This is a genomic window from Nocardioides fonticola, from assembly GCF_039536805.1.
Classification (GTDB): Bacteria; Actinomycetota; Actinomycetes; order Propionibacteriales; family Nocardioidaceae; genus Nocardioides; species Nocardioides fonticola.
In genome coordinates this window covers 15,140-35,814 of sequence record NZ_BAAAZH010000005.1, presented here as the reverse complement: position 1 = coordinate 35,814, position 20,675 = coordinate 15,140, and the positions used below count along the sequence as shown (strand labels likewise).

The window sequence follows — 20,675 nt, the reverse complement described above, 5'->3', positions numbered from 1 at the left end:
GGGTCAGGGTTCGACGATCGCGCCGTGCTGTTCGGCCAGCACGATGGCGCCCGCGAGGTCGAGGCGGGTGCGCCGCAGCCGCGCCGCGGCGAGGTCGACGCCGCCGAGGTCGGCGTCGCGCAGGTCGGCGTCGGTGAGGTCGGTGTCGCGCAGGGTCGCGCCGCCCAGCCGCGCCCCGCGCAGCACCGTGCCGGTGAGGACCGCCATGGACAGATCGGACTCGCGCAGGTCGAGGCGCGCGAGATCGAGCTTGGCGAGGTCGGCACCGCGCAGGACGGCGCCGCGCCACACGCCGCCGACGACCCGCATCGGGCGCAGGGTGCACTCGCGGAAGACCGTGCCGGTGACCTTGCAGCCGTCCCAGAGGGAGTCGAAGAGGTTCGTGCGGTTCACCTCGCAACCGAGGAGCGCGGTGCCGCGGTGCTCGGAGGAGTTGAGGCGGCAGTTGTCGAAGACGCAGTCCTCGAAGACCGCGCCGTGGCTGGTGGCCTCGGTGAGGTCGACGCGGTCGAAGCGGCAGCCGACGAAGCGGGCGGCGCCGAGATCGGCGGCGTACCAGTCGCTCTCACGGAAGACGGCGTCGGTGGCGCCCTCGGGTGGCGGTGCGGTCTCAGACAACGACGGTGCCGCCCGATCGCCAGTAGACGGAGTCCTCGCGGGTCAGGAACTGCTCCTCGACGAGGTAGCGGCGCAGGGCGGCATGGTCGGGATGGACGGCGCTGAGGATCTCGACCACCTCACGTTCAAGGTAGGTGCGACCGAGGTCGAAGCGCTGCGCCAGATGGTCGAGGACGACCAGCCGCTTGGCCCGCCGGGTCGGGATGGTGTGCAGACGGCCGTCGGCGTCGAGGAAGTGCCCGAGCACCCGCCGGCCCTCTGTGCTCACGCACGAGGTCTCCGGGTCCATGGCCAGCACTCTAGGCCGCGCCGCCGACGGCTGCCGTCCTGTGCGACGGGGCAACCTCGGCCTCGACCCCGACTCCACCCTCTCGATCCTCGTCGTCCTGATCGACCGCTCCGCGCGGCCCGGCCGCCTCGCGCCCTACGCCAGGGGGTTCTCCAACCATCCGGCGTAGAGGAACGAGGCGGCCTGGTCGTCGAGGGCCACCATCGTGCGCGGGTCGCGCAGCTGGAGCCGGTTGAGGCAGGAGTGCCGGAACCGCGGTCGGGTGAGCGCATACCGGGTCGCCGCCTCGGCCAGCGCAGGATGGTCGGCGGCGTGCTCGTCGACGACGTCCCGCACGAGCCGCCAGAACGCCGCCACCTCCAGCAGCCCGTCGTCGTCCAGCAGCGCCGCCAGGTGGCGCAGATAGCCGTCGACGACGTCGGTGAGGATTGGCAGGGCGCGCTCGTCGTCCCCGACCTCCATGCGCACCCGCTCGCACGCTGCGGGCAGCGGCCGGTCGGACAGGACGCCGATCTCCTCGCCGATGTCCTTCATGACCGTGCGCACCACCCGGTGCCCGCGCAGCACGACGATCACGTTCTCCCCGTGCGGCATGAACGCCAGATCGTGGGCGAGCAGGCAGTGCACGAGCGGGCGCACGTAGGCCCGCAGGTAGTCCGCGATCCATGCGCTCGGCTCGGCGCCGGCCGCCTCGATGAGCTCCCGCACCACCGGGACGCCGTCGGGGTCGCGGTGCAGCAGCGCCGCCATCGTCATGGCCCGCTCGCCCTCGGCCAGTCGGGTCGAGACGTTCTCGCGCCACAGCGCCGCGACCATCTTGCGTTGCGGTGCGGACGCCGTCGCCGCGCTCGCATGGAAGACGTCGCCGGTGTAGCCGATCGCCGCCCGCTCCCGCAGCACCTCGAAGCCGCACGACCGCAGTTCGGCGTCCCCGGCGACGAGGTCGTGCACCCAGTCGTTGATCGCCGGGGTGTGGGCCATGTAGGCGGGGGAGAGGCCGCGGGTGAACCCCATGGTGCGCACGGCCACGGCCGTCTTCACGTAGGGACGCGCGGGGTCCTCGGCGTCGGCCAGGGTGCGCAGCGACTGCAGCGGCACGTGCACGGCGTCGTCCTCACCGAGATGCACGAGGTCGCGGCGGGCGAGGTCGGGCGCGAAGGTCGTCGCCAGGGTGTGCTCCCACTGCCAGGGATGCACCGGCAGCAGGTGGTAGTCGGCGGGGTCGAGACCGAGCCCGCGCAGCCGGGCGTCGAACCGGTCGCGCGCGGCCTTGCCCGGCAGCAGGTCGTCGATCTCCACGCCCTCGCCGAGGGAGAGTCGGCTGACCGTGCGCCGGGCGGCCAGCCACACCAGCCGCACCCCGGCCGCCGACTCCGGCGAGTGCCGGTGCTGGTCGGTGAGCCCGAAGCCGATCCGTCCGCTGTTGGCCACGAAGCCCGGATGGCCCTCGGTCATGGCGGCCTCGATCGTCAGGTGCTCGGCGTCGGCGAGCTCGCGCGCCGAGGGGCCCGGGTGGGCCACGCGCCAGCACCTCCCGGCCAGCGTGGTGGCCAGCTCCTCCAGGTAGAGCGGCAGGACGCCGTCGCCCAGCGGCAGCAGGTCGGCCAGGTCGAGCACGAGCTGCTGCACGTCGAGCTCGGTGGGCCGCCCGTCGACGAGTCGCTCGACCGATGAGGGGTCGATCGCCCAGTGGTCGAGCGGCTGCTGCTCGGCAGCGAAGCGGTACTCCACGCCGAGGCCGTCGACCACCCACCCGTCACCGTCGGCACGCGGCGCCAGGATGCGCTCGTGGGCGAACTCCGCCAGCGCCTTGGTCACCAGATGGCGCTGCGCCGCGGCGAGCGTCGCCGGCGTCAGGTGATCGTCGGGCCGGGGGCGTCGCTGCTCCCAGGTCGCACGGTCGAGCACGCTGAACGCGGCGGTCTTGGTGGCCAGCGGGATCTCGCGGACGACGCGGAACCCGGCCTCGGCGTTGCGTCGCGCGATCGCGGCGTTCTCGACATCGGGCTCCACGACGACGCGGCGGACGGCCGGGTCGGCGAAGCAGGCGTCGAGGACGGCGGCGAACACCGCGCGCGTGTGGCCCGGCACGCGCCGCCGCGGCGGGGCGAGCAGCACGTGCATGCCGAGGTCGCCGGGCTCGAGGTCGTCGAGCTGTGCGATCTCCGAGGCCCGTGCCTGTCGCGGGTCGTAGAGCTCGGCGAGGAAGGCCGGCACGCCGTCCACGCGGCCCAGCAGCACCTGATGGTGCGGGTCGGCGATCAGCTCGGCGTAGGCGCGGCGCACGTCGTCCGGGCTCGCGTCGCCCATCTGCCAGAAGACCGCGCGCGGATGGGTGACCCAGCGGTGCAGCTCGGCGACGACGGCGTCGGTGAGCACCAGGGGTTCGGTGGTGATGGACATCAGGCGGCCCCCGTCCCGACGGCGGTCGACGACGCCGACACGGGCACCGCCAGGTGGTGGGGCACCCCGAAGGTCTGGACGGCGACCCGCCGCTCGACCGGGTAGACCTCGCGGCCCAGCAGGCCGCGCAGGATGACCGAGTTGCGGTAGGCGCCCATCCCGAGGTCGGGCGCGGACAGGCCGTGGGTGTGCTCCTCGGCGTTCTGGACGAAGATCTCCTCCCCGGTGAGGTCGACCGCGTAGTCGCGGGTCACGCGGTACCGGCCGCGCTCGTCGAGCAGCAGCCGGTCGCGGATCGGCGCGAGGAAGGCGGGCACCTCGGTGCCGTAACCGGTGCCGCACACCACGGCGTCGGTCTCGAAACTGAAGCTCTCGCCGAGCTCGCGATGCACGAACTCCAGTCGGCGTCCGCCGTCGGTGCGGTGGGAGTCGAGCAGTTCACTGTGGGTGACCAGGGTCGTGCGCGGCCCGTGCCCGTGCGCCCGCAGCCGGTGGTGGAGGTCGGAGATCGCGTCGACCAGCTCGCCGCTGATGCCCTTGTAGAGCCCGCGCTGCTCGCGGCCCAGCCGCTCGCGGGTCTCCTCGGGGAGCGCGTGGAAGTGGTCGGTGTACTCCGGCGAGGTCAGCTCGAGGGTGAGCTTGGTGTACTCCAGCGGGAAGAACCGCGGGCTGCGGGTGATCCACACCAGCTCGTAGTCGTGGTCGGGCGAGGCGGCCAGCAGGTCGTGGTAGACCTCCGCGGCGCTCTGGCCGCTGCCGATGATCGTGATGCGCCGGGCCTGCTGCAGCCGATCGCGGGCGCCCAGGTAGTCGGCGGTGTGGACGACGGCGCCGCCGCCGTCGGCGTCCCCGCCTCGCAGGCAGGCGGGGATGCGCGGTGTCGATCCGACGCCGATCACCAGGCGCCGGGCGCGCACGCTCGCCCCGTCGGCGGCGCGGGCAACGTAGGCCTCGCCGTCGTGCTCGACGGCGACCACGTGGCGTCCGAACCACACGCTGGGCAGCCGGTCGGCGACCCAGCGGCAGTAGTCGGCGTACTCGCGGCGCAGCGGGTGGAAGTGCTCGCGCAGGTAGTAGGGGTAGAGGCGGTCGGTGGCCTTGAGCCAGTTGAGGAACGACCAGCGCGAGGTCGGGTCGGCCATCGTCACCAGGTCGGCGAGGAACGGCACCTGCAGGGTGGCGTCGTCGAGCATGAGGCCGGGATGCCAGTCGAAGTGCGGGCGGGCGTCCCAGAAGACGGCGTCGAGGTTGTCGATCGGGTCGGCGAGGGCCGCCAGGCCGAGGTTGAAGGGCCCGACCCCGATCCCGAGGACGTCGTGGACGTGCGTGCTCATGCGCTCACCTCCGTCGCGGCGAGCTCGTGGCCGGCCTCGACGATGCGGTGCGCGATCGCGAGCACGTCGTCGACGGTGGCCAGCGGGTTGAGCAGGGTGAGCTTGAGCCAGCGGCGGCCCTCGACCCGCGTGGCGGCCACCAGCGCCTCGCCCTCGGCGGCGAGGGCGGCGCGGATGCGGGGGACGAGCGCGTCGCCCTCCTCCGGCGACATCGCCTCGTGCTCGTAGCGCAGCAGCAGCGTCGTGAGCTCCGGTGCGCTGCGCACGGTGAGGTGCGGCTCCTCCTCGAGGCGCTGGTGGGCCGCGCGGGCGAGGTCGACGATCGCGTCGACGTAGGAGCCGAGGACGTCGGGACCGAGCACCCGAAGGCTGAGCCACAGCTTGAGCGGATCGAAGCGACGCGTGGTCTGCAACGACTTCTCGACCTGGTCGGCCGGCCGGACGGCGGCGCCGCCCGCATCGGCCGGGTTGAGGTAGTCGGCATGCCAGGCGACGTGGCGCAGCGTGCGCCGGTCGCGCACCACCACCGCGCTGCAGGCCACCGGCTGGAAGAACGTCTTGTGGAAGTCGACGGTGGCGGAGTCGGCCTGCTCGATGCCCGCCAGCCGCTCGCGGTGGCGCGTGGAGAGCAGCAGCCCGCCGCCGTAGGCCGCATCGACGTGCAGCCACACCCCGTGCGCGGCTGCCAGTCCCGCGATCTCGGGCAGGGGATCGATGGCCCCGTGATCGGTGGTGCCGGCCGTCGCCACGATCGCCATCGCGGTCAGCCCCGCCTCGCGCACCGCCTCCAGCGACCGCGACAGCGCCACCGGATCGAGTCGGCGCCGCGCGTCGACCGGCACCGCGAGGACGGCGTCCGCGGGCAGCCCCAGCAGTCGGGCGGCGCGATCGACGCTCATGTGCGCGTCGACGGAGGTGAGGATGCGCAGGCGCTCCAGCGGCGCGCCGGTGCACTCGCGGGCCTCGTCGCGGGCCAGGTGCAGCGCGTGCAGGTTCGACGCCGTCCCACCGGGGGTGAAGACGCCGTCGGCGCGCTCGGCCGGGAAGCCGAGGCGCTGCGCCGTCCAGGCGACGAGGCGCTGCTCGATGAAGGTCGCGCCCATGCTCTGGTCGACGGTGTCGATGCTCGGGTTCACCGCCGCCACGAGCAGCTCGGCCACCACGGCGGGGGAGACCACCGGGCAGTTGAGGTGGGCCGCGTAGCCGGGCTCGTGGAACCAGACGGCGTCGCGCAGCCACAGCTCGCCCAGCTCGCCGAGCGCCTCGGGCATCCCGGACGCCGGCCGGTCGAGGTCGACGGCGCCGATGCGCGCTGCCAGCTCGTCGGCATCGGCGCCGCTCGCCGGGCTCGTGGCGCTGCCGAGGCGCTCGAGCAGGAGGTCGACCCCGCTCAGCAGCTCGGCGCGGAGCCGCTCGAGGTGGCCGGGATGGACGATCGCGTCCTGCGCGGACGGATCAGGCAGAGGAGACATCGTGGTCCTTCCGATGGATTAGGTAAGGCTTACCTAACCATATCGGTGAGAGGGGGCGACGACGGGTCCGTGGTGCGAGCGGAGCTGGCCTCCCGGTCACTGAGGTGCGAGCGAAGCGAGCCTCGAAGTGCCCGCACCTGCACAGCACGCCGGTGCCGGACGCCGTGGACGTGCGGGGGTTTCGAGGCCCTCGCCCGGGGGCTCGGGCACCTCAACCACCGCCTGCCCCCGGTCACTGAGGTGCGGCGCACGCGAGCCCGCCCCGGTCACTGAGGTGCGAGCGAAGCGAGCCTCGAAGTGCCCGCACCGCAAGCACGCCGGTACCGGACGCCGGGCATGTGCGGGGGTTTCGAGGCCCTCGCCCAGGGGCTCGGGCACCTCAACCACCGCCTGCCCCCGGTCACTGAGGTGCGAGCGAAGCGAGCCTCGACGTGCCCGCACCTGCACAGCACGCCGGTACCGGCGGGCGTCCTGCTCACCGGGTCTCGCGGCTCGGCGCCGGGGCGCCTCGCACCTCGACCACCGGAGCGAGCCGTTCCGGTGGTCGAGGTGCGAGCGCAAGCGAGCCGCGAGACCCTCGCACCCGAGCGCGCGGCGGTACCGACGGGCGGCGTCAGCTCTCGGGGTCCAACCGCACCTGCAGCGCCTCGGCAGCGGCGCGGGCGCGCTCGCGCGCCTCGGCGGTCGTCGTCCCGCGGGCGAGGGTGACGGCGACGCGGCGCTCGCCCTCGACGCGCGGCTTGCCGAAGAGGCGGATCTGGATGCTGGGGTCGACGGCGTAGGCCTCCTCGAGGCCGTCGAAGGCGGGGACGCCGCGGCCCTCGACCTTCACCGGCCAGGAGGCGGCGGCGCCGGGCCAGCGGGTGGCGGCGACCGGGAGTCCGAGGACGGCGCGGGCGTGGAGGGCGAACTGGCTGACGTCCTGGCCGACGAGCGTGACGAGGCCGGTGTCGTGGGGGCGCGGGGAGACCTCGGAGAACACGACGCCGGTGGCGGTGACGAACAGCTCGACGCCGAAGAGCCCGTAGCCGCCGAGCGCATCGGTGACCTGCTTCGCGATGTGCTGGGCCTCCTCCAGCTGCGCGGCGCTGAGGCTGCGCTCCTCGGGCGCCTCCTGCCAGGACTCCGCGTAGTCGCCGTCGACCTGGCGGTGGAAGACGGGGTCGAGGAACGTGGTGCCGCCGGTGTGGCGCACGGTGAGCAGGGTGATCTCGGTGTCGAAGGCGACGAAGCCCTCGACGATGCAGCGGCTGGACTGGCTGCCGCGGCCGCCGGTCTGGGCGAACTCCCAGGCGGCGTCGACGTCGGCGGCGGTGCGCACGAGCGACTGGCCCTTGCCGCTGCTCGACATCACCGGCTTCACCACGACCGGCCAGCCGAGCCGGTCGGCGGCCTCGCGCAGCTCCTCGAGGGTGTCGACGAAGGCGTAGGGCGAGGTCGGCAGCCCGAGTTCCTCGGCGGCGAGGCGCCGGATGCCCTCGCGGTTCATCGTCAGCACCGTGGCCCGCGCGGCAGGCGCGACCCGCAGCGGCCACTCCTGGGCGGCCTCGAGCTCGGCGAGCACCGCGGTGGCGATCGCCTCGATCTCCGGGACGACGATGTCGGGCCGCTCGGCCCGCAGGACGGCGCGCAACGCGTCGGCGTCCTGCATGTCGATGACGTGGCTGCGGTGCGCGACCTGCATCGCCGGGGCGTCGGCGTAGCGGTCGACGGCGACCGTCTCCACGCCGAGCCGCTGGAGCTCGATGACGACCTCCTTCCCGAGTTCTCCCGAGCCGAGGAGCAGGGCGGTGGTCGCGGACGCGGAGAGCGGGGTGCCGATCACGGGAGGAGTCTGGCAGGTGCCCGGTCGGCGTCGGGTACCTCGAGGAGCATCAGCAGGCGCTCGCACGCCTCGATCAGCCGCCGTCGGATCGGCTCGCCCCGCTCGGCGAAGCCCCGTTGGGCTGCCGCGTAGGCGGCCTTGCCCTCGGCGGTCTCGATCGGCACCGGCGTCCAGGGCTCGCCGGTGGGGTCGAGGGTCCAGCCGGTCATGTCGTATGGCGCCGCACGCATGTCGAGGATGCGGATGTCCCAGGCGAGCTCGAAGGCGTCGGCCACGAGGTCGGAGGGGAGGAGCGGACTGAGCCGGAACGCGTGCTTGTAGAGGTCCATGAACGATAGGGTTGCAGTCACTTCAGGAAGGGAGTGCCTGTGGAGGTCTGCATCTACGTGCGTCTCTCCTACGACCTGCACGGCAACGAGCTCGGCGTCGAACGGCAGGAGAGGGAGTGCCGGGAGTACGCCGACGCTCGCGGGTGGACCGTACATGAGGTATACATCGACAACGACCTGAGCGCGACGACCGGCGTCGAACGGCCTGAGTTCGAGCGACTGTTGGCGAGTAAGCCTGCGGCGATCCTTTGCTGGCACCTGGATCGCCTTCTGCGAGTCTCGGGCGACCTGGAGCGCGTCATCGCGCTCGGCGTGGACGTGTTCTCGAAGGAGGCCGGCTGGTTCGATCTGAGCAACCCTGCCGGTCGCGCCGTGGCTCGCACAGTGACTGCTTGGAGCACCTGCGAGGGCGAGCAGAAGGCGATCCGCCAGAAGGCCGCACACCGGCAACGTGTGGACGCTGGGGGACTCACGGCAACTGGTCGCCCGTGGTGGCCAACCCGACCGCTCGGCTTCAACCTTGACGGCACTCACCACGAAGTCGAGGCCCCGGCTCTCCGGCAGGTCTACGCCGATCTGTTGAAGGGAGGCACGCTTGCGGCGGGAGTCCGCCACTTAGAGTCCTGCGGCATCGTGACGCAACGCTCCCTCGATCTGGACGCGAAGAAGGCCGAGGAAGAGGGCCGTGAGCCGGTCGGAAGGCCTTGGGAGGCGTCGAGCCTGTCCCGTGCTTCTGAACGCGAGGAACGCCGGCATCTACGTCTACAACGGCGAGGAGAGTGGTCCCGCCGCGTGGGAGCCGATCGTGAAGGAGGAAGTGTTTCGGGCCGTCGTCCGCATCCTCACCAACCCTGCTCGACGCCTCAACGGCGAGAACTCCGGAGGCTTCGGGAAGAGGACGAACCTGCTGACCGGCCTAGCGAAATGCTCGAAGTGTGACCACACGGTGCGAGCGGCATGGCGGCGCAACTCGGAGGGGGCGCGGGCCTACAAGGTGTACCAGTGCGGCGGGTGCCACGGTCTGACCCTTCCCGCCGAGTGGGCGGACTCAGTCGTGACGCGAGAGGTCATCGAGCGCGTCGAGCAGTGGCAGGAGATGCTTCCGCAGACCGCAGAAGAGTCGATCGACGTCGAGGGCCTGAAGCTTCGCGTGAAGGCGCTGGAGTCGATCAAGGAAGAGCTGGTCGAGGACCGCTCGCTCGGCATCCTGACGCGCGAGCAGCTACGAACCGGCCTCGCCGCTGCCGACGCCGAGATAGCCAAGATCATCGACCAACTCACCGCTCACATCAGCAGAGGCGACGGGCCGTGGTTCTGGGACACGGAGGCCCTGTGGGCCTGGTCCGAGGACGGCGACGGCAACGTGGACGTGGAGAGGTTTACCCCTGTCGTGATGCGGGTTTGCAAGAGCATCACCATGACCGGCCCCGGCAAGGGTCGAAACGACCGTCGCTACGGCGAGCACCTAGTGATCGAGTTCAACGAGATGGGGGCGTGATGGGCACCGCCGGGCCAGTCATTGGAACTGGGGCGTGTCTGCCCGCGGGCCGCCGCGTGGTCGGGCAAGATCGAGTCATGCCAGCTCTGTCGGTGCTCACTGGTTCGCTCAGCGGATCAAGTCGGAGCATCGAGGAGGTCTCGGGATGATGCAGCAGCAAGGTGAGGTCGTCAGTCTATTCAGCGGGGCCGGCGGTCTGGACGTCGGCCTGGAGCAAGCCGGCTGGACTGTCGTCACCGCGACGGATCACGATAAGTACGCGATGGACACCTTGCGACAGAGCAAGGACGCGGCCATCGCCATTCGTGGACAGGCCGGGGTCCACATGTCCGAGACGATGCTCGTCGAGGCCGACGTCAAGGAGTTGTCGGCTGCTGACCTAACGCCGGGGGGCAAGCCGGCCGACTGGCGACCCGACCTCCTCGTGGGCGGACCTCCCTGTCAGCCTTGGTCGTCGGCTGGTCATCAAAAGGGGCTGAGCGACCCGCGAGGGCAGTTGATCGCTGACTACCTGCGCCTGATCGGAGAGTTCCAGCCGAGATTCGTTTTGTTCGAGAACGTCCGAGGGCTGGTGACAGCCGTTGGTGAGCACGGCTGGCACGGAGAAGTGTTGGAGAGCATCCGCTCCGACCTGGCCGACCTCGGCTATGCGAGCCGCTTTGCCACGCTAAACGCCGCCGACTATGGCGCTGCGCAGCGACGCGTGCGCCTCATCCTGATCGCAACTCGTGACCACACGCTGCCAGAGCTCCCCGCGCCGACGCATCACAAGGACGGGGCAGAGGGCCTGAAGCCGTGGGTCACTCTCGGGGAGACGCTGGACAGGCTGCCCAAGCCCGATCCGGCTGACGTGGTGCGACCGAGCGGCACCCGGGCCGATGAGTTGCGTGCTTTGACGCCCGGAAAGGGCCTGCGGACCGGCGGCAAGGTCATGGCGAACCGACCGAGCGGACAGTGGGGATACCGGCAGGACTCGTTCTTGGCTGACCCGTCGCTGCCCTCGCGCACGATCCGAGCCGCTTCGACGCCCGACTGGCTGAGGCTTCCCGGCGAACCCGATCTGCGACGGCTCACGTGGCGCGAGTGCGCCGCGCTGCAGGGCTTCCCGGACGACTGGCAGTTCGCTGGAACCAACGCCTCGCGCTTCCGTCAGATCGGCAACGCTGTGCAGGTGGACATGGCCGAGGCCGTCGGCCGGGTACTGCTCGACTCGCTGCTCTCGGGACTGCCTGACGTGCCGCCAGTGTCCGCCGAGTGGCCCGCTGAACTCGTGAAGCGCGTGCGATACACGTCGATGGAGCACCGCGTGAACGGCCACCTCCGGTCGAGGGTGCGAGCAAACCTCGTCTGACGGCTCGACACAACGCGGAAGTCCAAGCGACCTCGATGTGTCGACGGCAGACTGCCGGGCGTGCCTGCTGCCCTCCCGACGCCCAGTCGCTGGACCGATGACGAGCTCAGCGAGGCGAAGGCCCGCATGGAGGCGTTGTTCACCCAGCAGCGCAAGGAAGAGGGACCAAGGTCATTCCAGCGGCTCTACGAGCACCTACGCCCGCGTGTGGTCGAGGTGTTCGAGGCGACGGACGATCTCCGCAACCTGACCGGTGACTTCTTCCTCGCTGACCCGGACGCGTGGCAAGCGTGCCGCTATGTGTGTGGGCCTCCGATCAGTCAAGAAGACCTGTGGACCCTAGTCGGCGGCTCGAAGTTCAAGCGCGTTCCACCCGCGCTCGCGGAGGCGACCGCCGACGCTCTGCGGGTCGTTGTCGATCCCGTCCGCTTCGGTTGGGTCGAGGCCGGGCGAGGGCCGACCGAAGGCGAGCGCGACGCCGCGATCCTCGCGACAACTGTGCTCTGGACTGCGCAGCAGTTGGGCACCGAGCGCCGAGGCGAGGCGTCCTCGCGGCAAGAGGCTGCCACGAGCGCTGTGCTCGCGGAAGCTGGCTTGCAACTCGACCCGTCGCGGTCGCAGATCATGTTCCTAGACGACATGGCTCGCGGTACGTACTCGAAGGAGCGACGTATCGCTGGTGCCAAGTGCGACGTTCCAGCCAGACTTGCCGATGGTCGCCTCCTCGCCGTCGAGTGCAAGGTTTCCAACGGTCCGAAGAACGGCTGGAAGCGCGTAAACCGCGAGGTTGTCGGCAAGGCTGAGACCTGGAGACAGCACTTCGGCGTGCAGGTGCTCACTGGGCTTGTGCTATCGGGGGTCTTCGATGTTTCGAGCCTTCGCACTGCTCAGCAGGCGGGAGTTGCCCTGTTTTGGGAGCACGACCTGACATCCCTTTCGGAGTTCGTCGCCTCCACCACGTAGAAGTCAGACGTACGCTGGTCTCATGCTCGCTGCGTCATGGGCTTCGACGCCTGGGACCCGCGCATCGATGCTCGCCAAGAGGAGCACGGACACGCGTCCTGAGAGAGCAGACGGGACAACCCCTACCGCGGTGCACTGATGCGCGCATCGGCTCCTGTCGACCCAGGCTCGACCGCGAGCCCGACCCAGCGAGGCGTCGGGAATGGATACGCGGGAAGAGACCGTGCTCCCTCCTACGGGGGGGTAACCCGCGACATTACAGAGATCACCGGAGAACGACACGGGACGGCTTGGCTGGGCGTCGGCCGCGGCCTAGCCTCTTCGGACCGGCGACCGGCGGTGAGCTTGTCGGCCGTCATGCCACAAAGGTGGGTGACTTGCGAATAGCGTAGGGGCTGTCGCTGCCCCGGTCAGAAAGATGTGAAGTTGCCGCGCTTAACTCCTGAGCAAGTGGCCAGAGTCGAGAAGGAACTCTTGGTTAAGGTCACACAGCATTACGAGTCCCAGCGCGGGATCATGCAGGTCCACTCGGTCACGGTCCACCCAGGGCCGACCGCTTGGAAGACAGTCAGTCTCCTCACCTTCGGTGATGCTGCAACCGGCGAGATCAAAGGGCATGAGTTTCGCGCGCAGACGTGGCGTGCAAAGTCTGCAAGCGAGGGCGGCGGCTACGACTTCGACAAGACGGACTATCACTGGCACTGCGAAGGACCGGAGGAGGTCGAGGCCATTCGCATGCTTCTTAACGGCGAGTTCACCGATGCCGGAAAGTTCAAGATCGTTCCGGTGGGCAGCGAGTCGGCCGCTCTTCTCGATCAGTTGGCTCGCGGACCCCTCGGCGCCGCCGAGGCGGTAACGCTGATGGAGATCGCGGGCTCAGAGCCGGACTTGGTAACCGCGCTGGCCTCCTCGCCGAAGGGCGTACTGGTTGCGGAGGCCGTCGAGCTCGAACGGCGCAGGCAACAGCTGGCGAACCTCCAGAAGGTTGTTGAAGACCCATCAAGTTCAGAGCGCGACGACATTCACCCCCTTATCAAGACCATGACTTGGATGTTCGGTGGCGACTATGTCGGCGAAGCGCGCCGCAAGTCCCTGACGTCCGGTGACGTCCTCGATGTCCCCCTGCTTCGCCCCGATGGAACGCTGCACATCGTGGAGTTGAAGGGCGCAAACATCCCGAAACTCGTCGAGCAGTACCGCGGCGCTAAGGACCGCACGGTGGGAGTCGAGGACCTCGCGGAGAGTGTCCCTCTGGTGGTCGGGGTCGATGCGAACCGAGCCGTGGGCCAGGTGATGGGCTATCTGACACATCTCGACGAGTCGCGGGACACGATATTGAACCGCTTCAAGATCGACGTACGGCGGGCCTCGGCTACGGTCCTGATCGGGCACCCGAGCTTCGTTGACGGCTACTCCCGCGAGGAGATCGACGAAACCATCCGCGTCTTCAACAGCCATCACGCACGGATCCAGCTTCGGCATTACGCCGACGTCATCGAAAGCGCGGAACGGGCGCTCACATTCTCTGCCGATGGTGATGAGGGCGACGAGGATGGGGATGATGGCGCCGGTCCGGACTCAGAGCCGTGGGGACCTCCGGACCCGCCGTACTGGCCGGACGACGCGCCGTTCTAGTCCGTCTCCTCTCGGCGACTTGGAAACCTGCGCAGGATCTTTGCTGCTATCAACCCTGCGGTCCCGCCTCTTTCGCCAAGGGGTCGTACCCCAGCGCCACGGCGGATCGGTGGGCGCTGCGTACGAGTTCGTCAAGACTGTTTACCTGAGGGCTTTCCGTCGCTGTCGGTGCGCGCCAGCATGGAGCCCGTGAGACTCGCCAGGTACGACTTCGTTGAAGCTGCCGGCATCGACGCCCTTCGCGACGATGCCGGCGCCGTCGCTACCTATACCGCGCACGAGAGGTTCGCGAACCCCAACGGACTGCCCCTGAACCCTTACGGACTCGGGCCGTTTGTCCGGCTCGAGCTTCATGCGCAGCTGCCGCCGGTTCCTGGCACTTATCGGGTGACCCGCGACGGCGATGTGCTCTACGTCGGCGAGACGCGGAACCTGGCGGGGCGGTGGGGACGCAGGAACTACGCCGTAATCGACCCGCGCAACTGCTACCGAGGTGGGCAGAGCACCAACTGCCGCATCAACAATCTCATCGGTAGAGAACTGTCAGCGGGCAACCTGCTTGCGCTCCGGCTCTATGAAACTGACGAACCGAAGGTGGTCGAGCGCGATGTCTATCGGGCCCTCCGGCCCCCCGTGGAACCGCCGTGCGCTCTGAACTGCTTCGGTGCGACGGTCGCTGCTACAGCAGTAGGGACACGAACTTTGGCGACTGGCCTGTTCTGAAGAGTCGAAGGGTCATGCTGGCCAAGGGCCGGCGTCGTCAGGGTCGATGTGAGCCAAAGCGGAAATCATGCGCTCCAGGCCCCACCCCGGGTCTAGCAGCGGCACTCGTCGCTTCTCCCAGTCATGATCGATCGCCTCGATCTCGTCTGCGAGGTCCTCATGCTCGGCCTCCGGAGCGAGTACGGCGACGACCTTGCGTGGCCTGAAGGCAAAGTCACCTACATGCCGCCACTCGCGCTCCCACCAGAACTCCTTGCGCGTGCCTGATGGGTTACCCATCTGCTCGATGAATGGTGTGAGCCGGAAGATGTGCTCTTCGGCGAGAAGGTCCCCTTTCAGTCGCCCAATACGACTGCGGCTGACCTTCTTTGCCTCAGCGACAAGCTTGTTAACTGGCACCGTGAGCCAGTCGTGTCCGACCGTAATATCGAGGTACCACACGGGGTTGCATCCGACCCGGCGCGCGTAGGACTTACTGAACACCAGGCCGTAAGGCTTGAACTTTTGGGTGCGCCCCCTTATGTCTCGGACCATCATCCACGAGTGCTCTAGAGGGGTTTCCGAGAAGCACACGACCCGTTGGGTGGCTCGCGTATCACGGAGGTAATCATCGAGGTCGGCAGCCATCCCGAGCGCGCTTCGCGCTCGGATCGTGCGGTCTTCGAGAAGGCTCAAAAGGTTGTCGCGTGCGCCGTGTTTCTTGGTGTCGCGCGTCAAGTGAACCAAAAAGGTGCTCAGGTCGGTGCGACGATGTAGCAGGTCTTCGATCTCGTCCGGCACGCTTTCCCCTGTCGCCTCGGTCTTGAACTCATACGAATGACGACCAAGCGATATCACGTAGATACCGTGTGTGCTGCAGCTTTACACCCGGAGGGGGCTTTCAGTCCTGCAACAGGGGCTGCCCGCTGCTGGGCGATTGCCCATGCCAGCCGCCCGTCAGGTTGGGCGTGGAGGCGGCGAGTCGCCCGGGTTCTCGGAGGACGTCGGCGGAGGATGGGGACATGACTGATGGGACGTCCGAGCCTTTGGACTTCTCCGCGCTATATGACGAAATCCAAAGCCATCCTGGCATGCTGGCTCGACGCTCCTGGGACTCCCTCCTGGACATCCATGTCGTGATGACAAGGAACCAAGACGAGTTGCTCGTCTTCGTCAGGGCGGTTGAAGCAGATGTCAGAAACGCCGCCAGGCTTGCCGGGAACGTGGGTTCGGATGAGCCAAGGCGAGACATGTTCCGAGAGCTGATCCGCAGACTTCACAACTACGTCGCGAGCGTGGGTACTCTCATCGACCACACGCGCAACCTGATGCGGAAGTACGAGGGAACGTCGACCTACGCCGAGTTCGAGGCTCGGCGCCTCGCCGCGACAAGCAACGACGTTGTCTCCTTTGTTTCGAAACTTCGGAACTACGTTCTTCACGTCGGAGTGCCGGGCGTAGGCATCCAGTTCAGCGTCACGAACGGCGAAGAGAACGTCACCATCTTTTTGGATCGCGATCGGGCACTCCAGTGGAAGGACTGGCCGAAGGCAGCGCGCAGGTACCTCAACTCGAAACCCTCGAAACTCTCTGTCGTGGACGTTATCGAAGAGTATGGGGGTGTCATCGAGGAGTTGTACCGATGGCTGTACGACCAGTTCCCTACGCTTCACGGAGAAGACATCGCGGCAGTGAACGAACTGATCCGCAGGCAGCGGTTTTTCACGACTTGAGCCTCACGGATGATCCAAGCTCTTGGTCGGAGTGGCGACTCGCAAAAGCCGGTCGCACTCCTCTATGAGCATCTGCCTGATCGGCGTACTCCGCTCGGCGAACTGACGCTGCATCTCGGCGTACTCGCGCTTGCCCTCGGCGGTCTCGATCGGCACCGGCGTCCAGGGCTCGCCGGTGGGGTCGAGGGTCCAGCCGGTCATGTCGTACGGCGCCGCACGCATGTCGAGGATGCGGATGTCCCAGGCGAGCTCGAAGGCGTCGGCCACGAGGTCGGAGGGGAGGAGCGGGCTGAGCCGGAACGCGTGCTTGTAGAGGTCCATGCCGGCGTGCAGGCAGGCCGGCTGCTCGAAGTCGGGCCGGTCGTCGCGGCCGGGCTGGAGGGTGTTGAGCGGTCGCGCGGACGGCGTGAAGAACCGGAACGCGTCGAAGTGCGAGCACGCGATGCGGTGCCCCTCGACGACCTCGTCGGTGCCCGCGGCTCCCAGCCGCAGCGGCACCGGGTGACGGGTCTCGTCGGCGCGGTGCACCATCGCCCACTCGTGCAGTCCGAAGCAGCCGAAGTGCGCGGGCCTGGCCGCGGTGGCGGCCAGCAGCCGATGCAGCGTGCGCACGAGCGTCTGCTGCGCGACCAGGTGCGCGCGCGTGACGGCGCCGTCGGCGTACCCCTTCAGACCGCCGTACTCGGGCGCCTCGAGCAGCCGGACGCCGTACCCCGGATGCCACTGGAGCAGCTGCGCGGGGCGCTGGGAGTAGTAGGTGAAGAGGAAGTCGTGCACCGGATGCCGTACGCGGGCGTGACGCCGTGCCAGGTGCGGTTCGACGTACGGCGCGAGCCGTTCGCGGTGCGCGGCGGCGCGTGCGCTCCACTCCGCGCGCGTCAGCTCCTCCACGCCACGAGGGTAGATCGCGGGGCGCCCGGGATCAGAACGGGCTGTCGAAGATCTCCGCGGCGAAGGTGCCCTGGAGCGACTTCTCGTCGTCGGTGTAGTCGATGCTCGCGCACATACCGCTCTCACCGATCTCGTCGAAGGTCACCGACCCGGCGGGGGCGGAGGCGACGCCGAAGTCGTCCTCGCCGCTGTAGAGGATGACGCCGAGGGAGAGGTCGCCGGTCGGCTGACCCGCCGGGACGTTCGCGCCTGACTCGATCGCCGTCGCGCCGTCCTGGCTCACGGGAGCGATGAAGACCGAAGCGAGATGTTGGCCCGCACCCGGTCGCACGGTGGCCGTGCCGATGTCGGTGGTGGAGAGGTCGTAGTCGGTGGCGTAGAGCGTGTAGCCGGTCCCATCGCCGAGCTCGACGGCCGCCGTCGTGGTGTTCAACTCGACGCTCGTGCCGTCCGGATAGGTCGCGGTCAGCGCAGTGGTGCATGCGGGCCCGGCCTCGCTGGCGGAGGTGGCCTCGGCGTCGGCCGCTCCGGCCCCCTCGTCGTCACTGCCACACGACGCCAGGGACACGCAGAGCAGCGGGACCAGGGTGAGCCATCGGATCGTCATGGCCGGACCGTAGGAGCGGGCCGCCGTGCGGACCAGGGCATTGCGACCCTGGTCTGGACAGTGCACGCGTCGCTGATCGGAGCGACAGCCGTCGTCAGAACGGGCTGTCGTAGACGTCGGCGGCGACGGTGCCGGTCAGCGAGGTCGCATCGTCGCGGTAGTCGATGCTCAGGCACAGACGCTCGGCGTCGACCCCCTCGAACGTGGCGGTGCCGCTGACCCCGGTCGCCGTGCCGGTGCCGGTCTTCCCGCTGTAGAGGATCACGCCCAGTGCCAGCGACCCCTCCGGGTTGCCGGCCTTCACCTCGGTGCCCGGGTCGATGGGCACGGCCTGCCCCTGGTTGACCGGCGCGATGAAGATCGAGGCGAGGTGGTCGCCCGCCGGGGGCCGCAGCGTCGCGGTGCCGATACCGGCGGTCGGCAGCTCGTAGTCGCCGGCGTAGACGGTGTACCCGCTGCCATCGCCGAGCCGGACGGCGGCGGTCCCGCCGTCGAGGTCGACGGTGGTGCCGTCGGGGTAGGTGGCCGTCAACGCGGTCGTGCAGTCGAGGTCGCCACCGACCTTCGCGGAGGCGGGGTCGCCGTCGTCGTCCGAACTGCACGCGGCCAGCGCGGGGAGCAGGCAAGCGGCGACGATGACGAGGCGGGGCGTCAGCATGGAGGCATCGTAGGGAGTGGGCCGCCGCGACGTCCGGCGGATGCGGGCGGCCCGGTCGGCACTGGATAGGCTCGCCGGGTGCGTATCGCCCGCTTCACCACCGGAGACGACCCCCTCTACGGCGTCCTGACCGGCGACCTCGACGAGTACGGCCAACCGGCCGAGGACGCCGTCCTCGTCGGCCTCGCCGGCGACCCGCTCTACGCGGGGGTGCGGCTGCTCGACCAGCAGTACCGCCTCGAGGACGTCCGTCTGCTCGCCCCCGTGCTGCCGCGGAGCAAGGTCGTGGCGATCGGCCGCAACTACGCCGCCCATGCCGCCGAGCTCGGCAACGACGTGCCGGCCGAGCCGTTGATGTTCCTCAAGCCGAACACCAGCGTCGTGGGCCCGGGCGACCCGATCCTCTACCCGCGCCAGACCTCCGACCTGCACTACGAGGGCGAGCTGGCCGTCGTCATCGGCCGCATCTGCCGCGACGTGCCGCCCGAGCAGGCCACCGACGTCATCCACGGCTACACGATCGCCAACGACGTCACCGCCCGCGACCTCCAGCGCAGCGACGGTCAGTGGAGCCGCGCGAAGGGCTTCGACTCCTTCTGCCCCCTCGGCCCCTGGATCGAGACCGACCTCGACCCGCAGCACTTCATCGACGGCGTGCGGGTGCAGACCTACCTCAACGGCGAGCTGATGCAGGACGGCTCGACGGCCGACATGATCTTCGACATCCCCACCCTCGTCGCCCACATCAGCAGCGTGATGACCCTGCTGCCCGGCGACGTCATCCTCACCGGCACCCCCGAGGGTGTCGGCCCCATGCAGGTCGGCGACGAGGTCGAGGTCTCGATCGCCGGTCTCGGCTCGCTCACGAACCACGTCAAGGCAAGGTGAATCCTCCAGTGTCCGACCGTCCCGTCCGCGTCCGCATGGCCCCGTCCCCGACGGGCAGCCCGCACGTCGGCCTCGTCCGCACCGCCCTCTACAACTGGGCGTTCGCCCGCCACCACGGCGGCACCTTCGTGCTGCGCATCGAGGACACCGACAAGGAGCGCTCCACCGAGGAGTCCTACCGCGGCATCCTCGAGCTGCTCTCGTGGCTCGGCCTCACCTGGGACGAGGGCGTCGAGGTCGGCGGCCCCTACGGCCCCTACCGGCAGTCCGAGCGCACCGAGCTCTACCGCGACGTGCTCGCGAAGCTCGCGGCGTCGTCCTACACCTACGACTGCTTCTGCACCAACGACGAGGTCGAGGCGCGCCGCAAGGAGTCGGGCTCGAAGGTCGTCGGCTACGACGGCTTCTGCCGCGAGCTCTCCGCCGATCAGCGGGCCGCCTTCGAGGCCGAGGGCCGGACGTCGGTCGTGCGGTTCCGCATGCCCGACGGCTCGATCACCTGGAACGACCTGGTGCGCGGCGAGGTGACCTTCGAGACGCAGTACGTGCCCGACTACGCACTGTGCCGGGCGAACGGCGACCCGCTCTACACGCTCACCGCGCCGGTGGACGACGCCACCATGCACATCACCCACGTGCTGCGCGGCGAGGACCTGCTCTCCTCCACCCCGCGCCAGATCGCGCTGTTCGACGCGATGCGCGAGATCGGCATCGCCGAGGAGACCCCGCAGTTCGGCCACCTGCCCTATGTCATGGGGCAGGGCAACAAGAAGCTCTCCAAGCGCGACCCCGAGGCCAACGCGCTCTCCTACCGCGACCAGGGCTACCTGCCCGAGGGTCTGCTCAACTACATGGCCCTGCTGGGCTGGTCGATCGCCGCCGACCGTGACGTCTTCACCACCGAGGAGATGGTCGCGGCCTTCGACATCGCCGACGTCAACCCGAACCCGGCCCGCTTCGACCTCAAGAAGTGCGACGCCATCAACGCCTCCCACATGCGCCTGCTCCCGGTCGAGGAGATCCAGCACCGGGTGCTGCCGTTCCTCCAGGCCGCCGGCGTCGTCTCCGACCCGATCTCGGACGCCGACGCCCAGCTGCTGGAGCTCGCCATGCCGCTGGTCGCCGAGCGCATCAACAAGCTCGCCGAGGCGCCCGACATGCTCGGGTTCCTCTTCGTCGAGGAGGCCGCCTTCGCCCGCGACGAGGCGGACGTCGAGAAGCTGCTCGACGACGCGGGCCGCGAGATCGTCGCCGCGTCGCTGGCCGCCCTCGAGCCGCTCGAGTCGTGGTCGACCGCGGCCATCCAGGACGCCCTCAACGCCGAGCTCATCGAGCGTCGCGAGCTGAAGCCGCGCGTCGCGTTCGGGCCGGTGCGCGTCGCCGTCACGGGCCGCCGGATCAGCCCGCCGCTGTTCGAGTCGATGGAGCTGCTCGGGCGCGACCGCTCGCTCGCCCGGCTGCGCTCCGCCGTGGGCTGAG

At 69.3% G+C, this 20,675-nt stretch carries 20 protein-coding genes and 1 pseudogene; 10 read left to right on the top strand and 11 right to left on the bottom strand.

What is annotated here, in order from left to right:
- Positions 1-3 precede the first annotated feature (3 nt).
- A complete protein-coding gene (locus ABD671_RS03085; RefSeq protein ID WP_344731753.1) occupies positions 4-618 on the bottom strand; it encodes a pentapeptide repeat-containing protein in 615 nt (204 codons plus the stop codon).
- Complete coding sequence (locus ABD671_RS03080; protein ID WP_344731752.1) at positions 611-907, bottom strand: DUF2087 domain-containing protein; 297 nt, start codon at positions 905-907, stop codon at positions 611-613. The genes ABD671_RS03085 and ABD671_RS03080 overlap by 8 nt, the downstream gene beginning before the upstream one ends.
- On the opposite strand from ABD671_RS03080, the gene ABD671_RS03075 reads away from it, so the two are divergent.
- A complete protein-coding gene (locus ABD671_RS03075) occupies positions 906-1,076 on the top strand; it encodes a hypothetical protein (RefSeq protein ID WP_344731751.1) in 171 nt (56 codons plus the stop codon). The genes ABD671_RS03080 and ABD671_RS03075 overlap by 2 nt on opposite strands.
- Here the strand turns inward: ABD671_RS03075 and ABD671_RS03070 are convergent.
- The 5 genes from ABD671_RS03070 to ABD671_RS03050 form a co-directional block, all read right to left on the bottom strand.
- Entirely contained in the window at positions 1,043-3,310 is a 2,268-nt protein-coding gene (locus ABD671_RS03070) for a GNAT family N-acetyltransferase (RefSeq protein ID WP_344731750.1), read from the bottom strand. The genes ABD671_RS03075 and ABD671_RS03070 overlap by 34 nt on opposite strands.
- Positions 3,310-4,644 (bottom strand): lysine N(6)-hydroxylase/L-ornithine N(5)-oxygenase family protein, encoded by a 1,335-nt coding sequence (locus ABD671_RS03065; protein WP_344731749.1) that lies wholly within the window; start codon positions 4,642-4,644, stop codon positions 3,310-3,312. Before ABD671_RS03065 ends, ABD671_RS03070 begins: the two co-directional genes overlap by 1 nt.
- On the bottom strand, positions 4,641-6,116 hold the full coding sequence (locus ABD671_RS03060; RefSeq protein ID WP_344731748.1) for a pyridoxal phosphate-dependent decarboxylase family protein: 1,476 nt from the start codon (positions 6,114-6,116) through the stop codon (positions 4,641-4,643). The genes ABD671_RS03065 and ABD671_RS03060 overlap by 4 nt, the downstream gene beginning before the upstream one ends.
- A gap of 613 nt (positions 6,117-6,729) precedes the next feature.
- Positions 6,730-7,941, bottom strand: a complete 1,212-nt coding sequence (gene purT / locus ABD671_RS03055) for a formate-dependent phosphoribosylglycinamide formyltransferase (protein WP_344731747.1) — start codon at positions 7,939-7,941, stop codon at positions 6,730-6,732.
- Complete coding sequence (locus tag ABD671_RS03050; protein WP_344731746.1) at positions 7,938-8,270, bottom strand: hypothetical protein; 333 nt, start codon at positions 8,268-8,270, stop codon at positions 7,938-7,940. Before ABD671_RS03050 ends, purT begins: the two co-directional genes overlap by 4 nt.
- A gap of 33 nt (positions 8,271-8,303) precedes the next feature.
- Between ABD671_RS03050 and ABD671_RS22305 the strand changes: the two are divergent.
- From ABD671_RS22305 to ABD671_RS03025, 6 genes and pseudogenes are all read left to right on the top strand, one after another.
- Positions 8,304-8,723 (top strand): annotated as a pseudogene (locus tag ABD671_RS22305) (recombinase family protein); the annotation flags it as partial.
- Between the two features lie 274 nt (positions 8,724-8,997).
- Positions 8,998-9,768 (top strand): recombinase zinc ribbon domain-containing protein, encoded by a 771-nt coding sequence (locus ABD671_RS03045; RefSeq protein ID WP_344731745.1) that lies wholly within the window; start codon positions 8,998-9,000, stop codon positions 9,766-9,768.
- A gap of 145 nt (positions 9,769-9,913) precedes the next feature.
- Entirely contained in the window at positions 9,914-11,119 is a 1,206-nt protein-coding gene (locus tag ABD671_RS03040) for a DNA cytosine methyltransferase (RefSeq protein WP_344731744.1), read from the top strand.
- Between the two features lie 60 nt (positions 11,120-11,179).
- A complete protein-coding gene (locus tag ABD671_RS03035) occupies positions 11,180-12,082 on the top strand; it encodes a XamI family restriction endonuclease (protein ID WP_344731743.1) in 903 nt (300 codons plus the stop codon).
- Positions 12,083-12,532: 450 nt separating this feature from the next.
- Positions 12,533-13,717: a Shedu immune nuclease family protein gene (locus tag ABD671_RS03030; RefSeq protein WP_344731741.1), complete on the top strand. Its 1,185-nt coding sequence runs from the start codon at positions 12,533-12,535 to the stop codon at positions 13,715-13,717.
- Positions 13,718-13,906: 189 nt separating this feature from the next.
- On the top strand, positions 13,907-14,440 hold the full coding sequence (locus tag ABD671_RS03025; RefSeq protein ID WP_344731740.1) for a GIY-YIG nuclease family protein: 534 nt from the start codon (positions 13,907-13,909) through the stop codon (positions 14,438-14,440).
- A 12-nt stretch (positions 14,441-14,452) separates the two neighbouring features.
- Here the strand turns inward: ABD671_RS03025 and ABD671_RS03020 are convergent, their stop codons facing one another.
- Positions 14,453-15,277 (bottom strand): abortive infection system antitoxin AbiGi family protein, encoded by an 825-nt coding sequence (locus tag ABD671_RS03020; protein ID WP_344731739.1) that lies wholly within the window; start codon positions 15,275-15,277, stop codon positions 14,453-14,455.
- Between the two features lie 164 nt (positions 15,278-15,441).
- Between ABD671_RS03020 and ABD671_RS03015 the strand changes: the two genes are divergently transcribed.
- Positions 15,442-16,152, top strand: a complete 711-nt coding sequence (locus tag ABD671_RS03015) for a hypothetical protein (RefSeq protein WP_344731738.1) — start codon at positions 15,442-15,444, stop codon at positions 16,150-16,152.
- 3 nt (positions 16,153-16,155) lie between these two features.
- Here the strand turns inward: ABD671_RS03015 and ABD671_RS03010 are convergent, their stop codons facing one another.
- The 3 genes from ABD671_RS03010 to ABD671_RS03000 form a co-directional block, all read right to left on the bottom strand.
- Positions 16,156-17,043, bottom strand: a complete 888-nt coding sequence (locus ABD671_RS03010) for a 3-methyladenine DNA glycosylase (protein ID WP_344731737.1) — start codon at positions 17,041-17,043, stop codon at positions 16,156-16,158.
- Between the two features lie 31 nt (positions 17,044-17,074).
- Positions 17,075-17,650, bottom strand: a complete 576-nt coding sequence (locus tag ABD671_RS03005; protein ID WP_344731736.1) for a hypothetical protein — start codon at positions 17,648-17,650, stop codon at positions 17,075-17,077.
- A gap of 94 nt (positions 17,651-17,744) precedes the next feature.
- Positions 17,745-18,308, bottom strand: a complete 564-nt coding sequence (locus ABD671_RS03000; protein ID WP_344731735.1) for a hypothetical protein — start codon at positions 18,306-18,308, stop codon at positions 17,745-17,747.
- 78 nt (positions 18,309-18,386) lie between these two features.
- Here ABD671_RS03000 and ABD671_RS02995 point away from each other — a divergent pair, with 78 nt between their 5' ends.
- Together ABD671_RS02995 and gltX are read left to right on the top strand one after the other, a co-directional pair.
- A complete protein-coding gene (locus ABD671_RS02995) occupies positions 18,387-19,196 on the top strand; it encodes a fumarylacetoacetate hydrolase family protein (protein WP_344731734.1) in 810 nt (269 codons plus the stop codon).
- A gap of 35 nt (positions 19,197-19,231) precedes the next feature.
- On the top strand, positions 19,232-20,674 hold the full coding sequence (gene gltX, locus ABD671_RS02990) for a glutamate--tRNA ligase (protein WP_425574874.1): 1,443 nt from the start codon (positions 19,232-19,234) through the stop codon (positions 20,672-20,674).
- The last annotated feature ends 1 nt before the right edge of the window (position 20,675 follow it).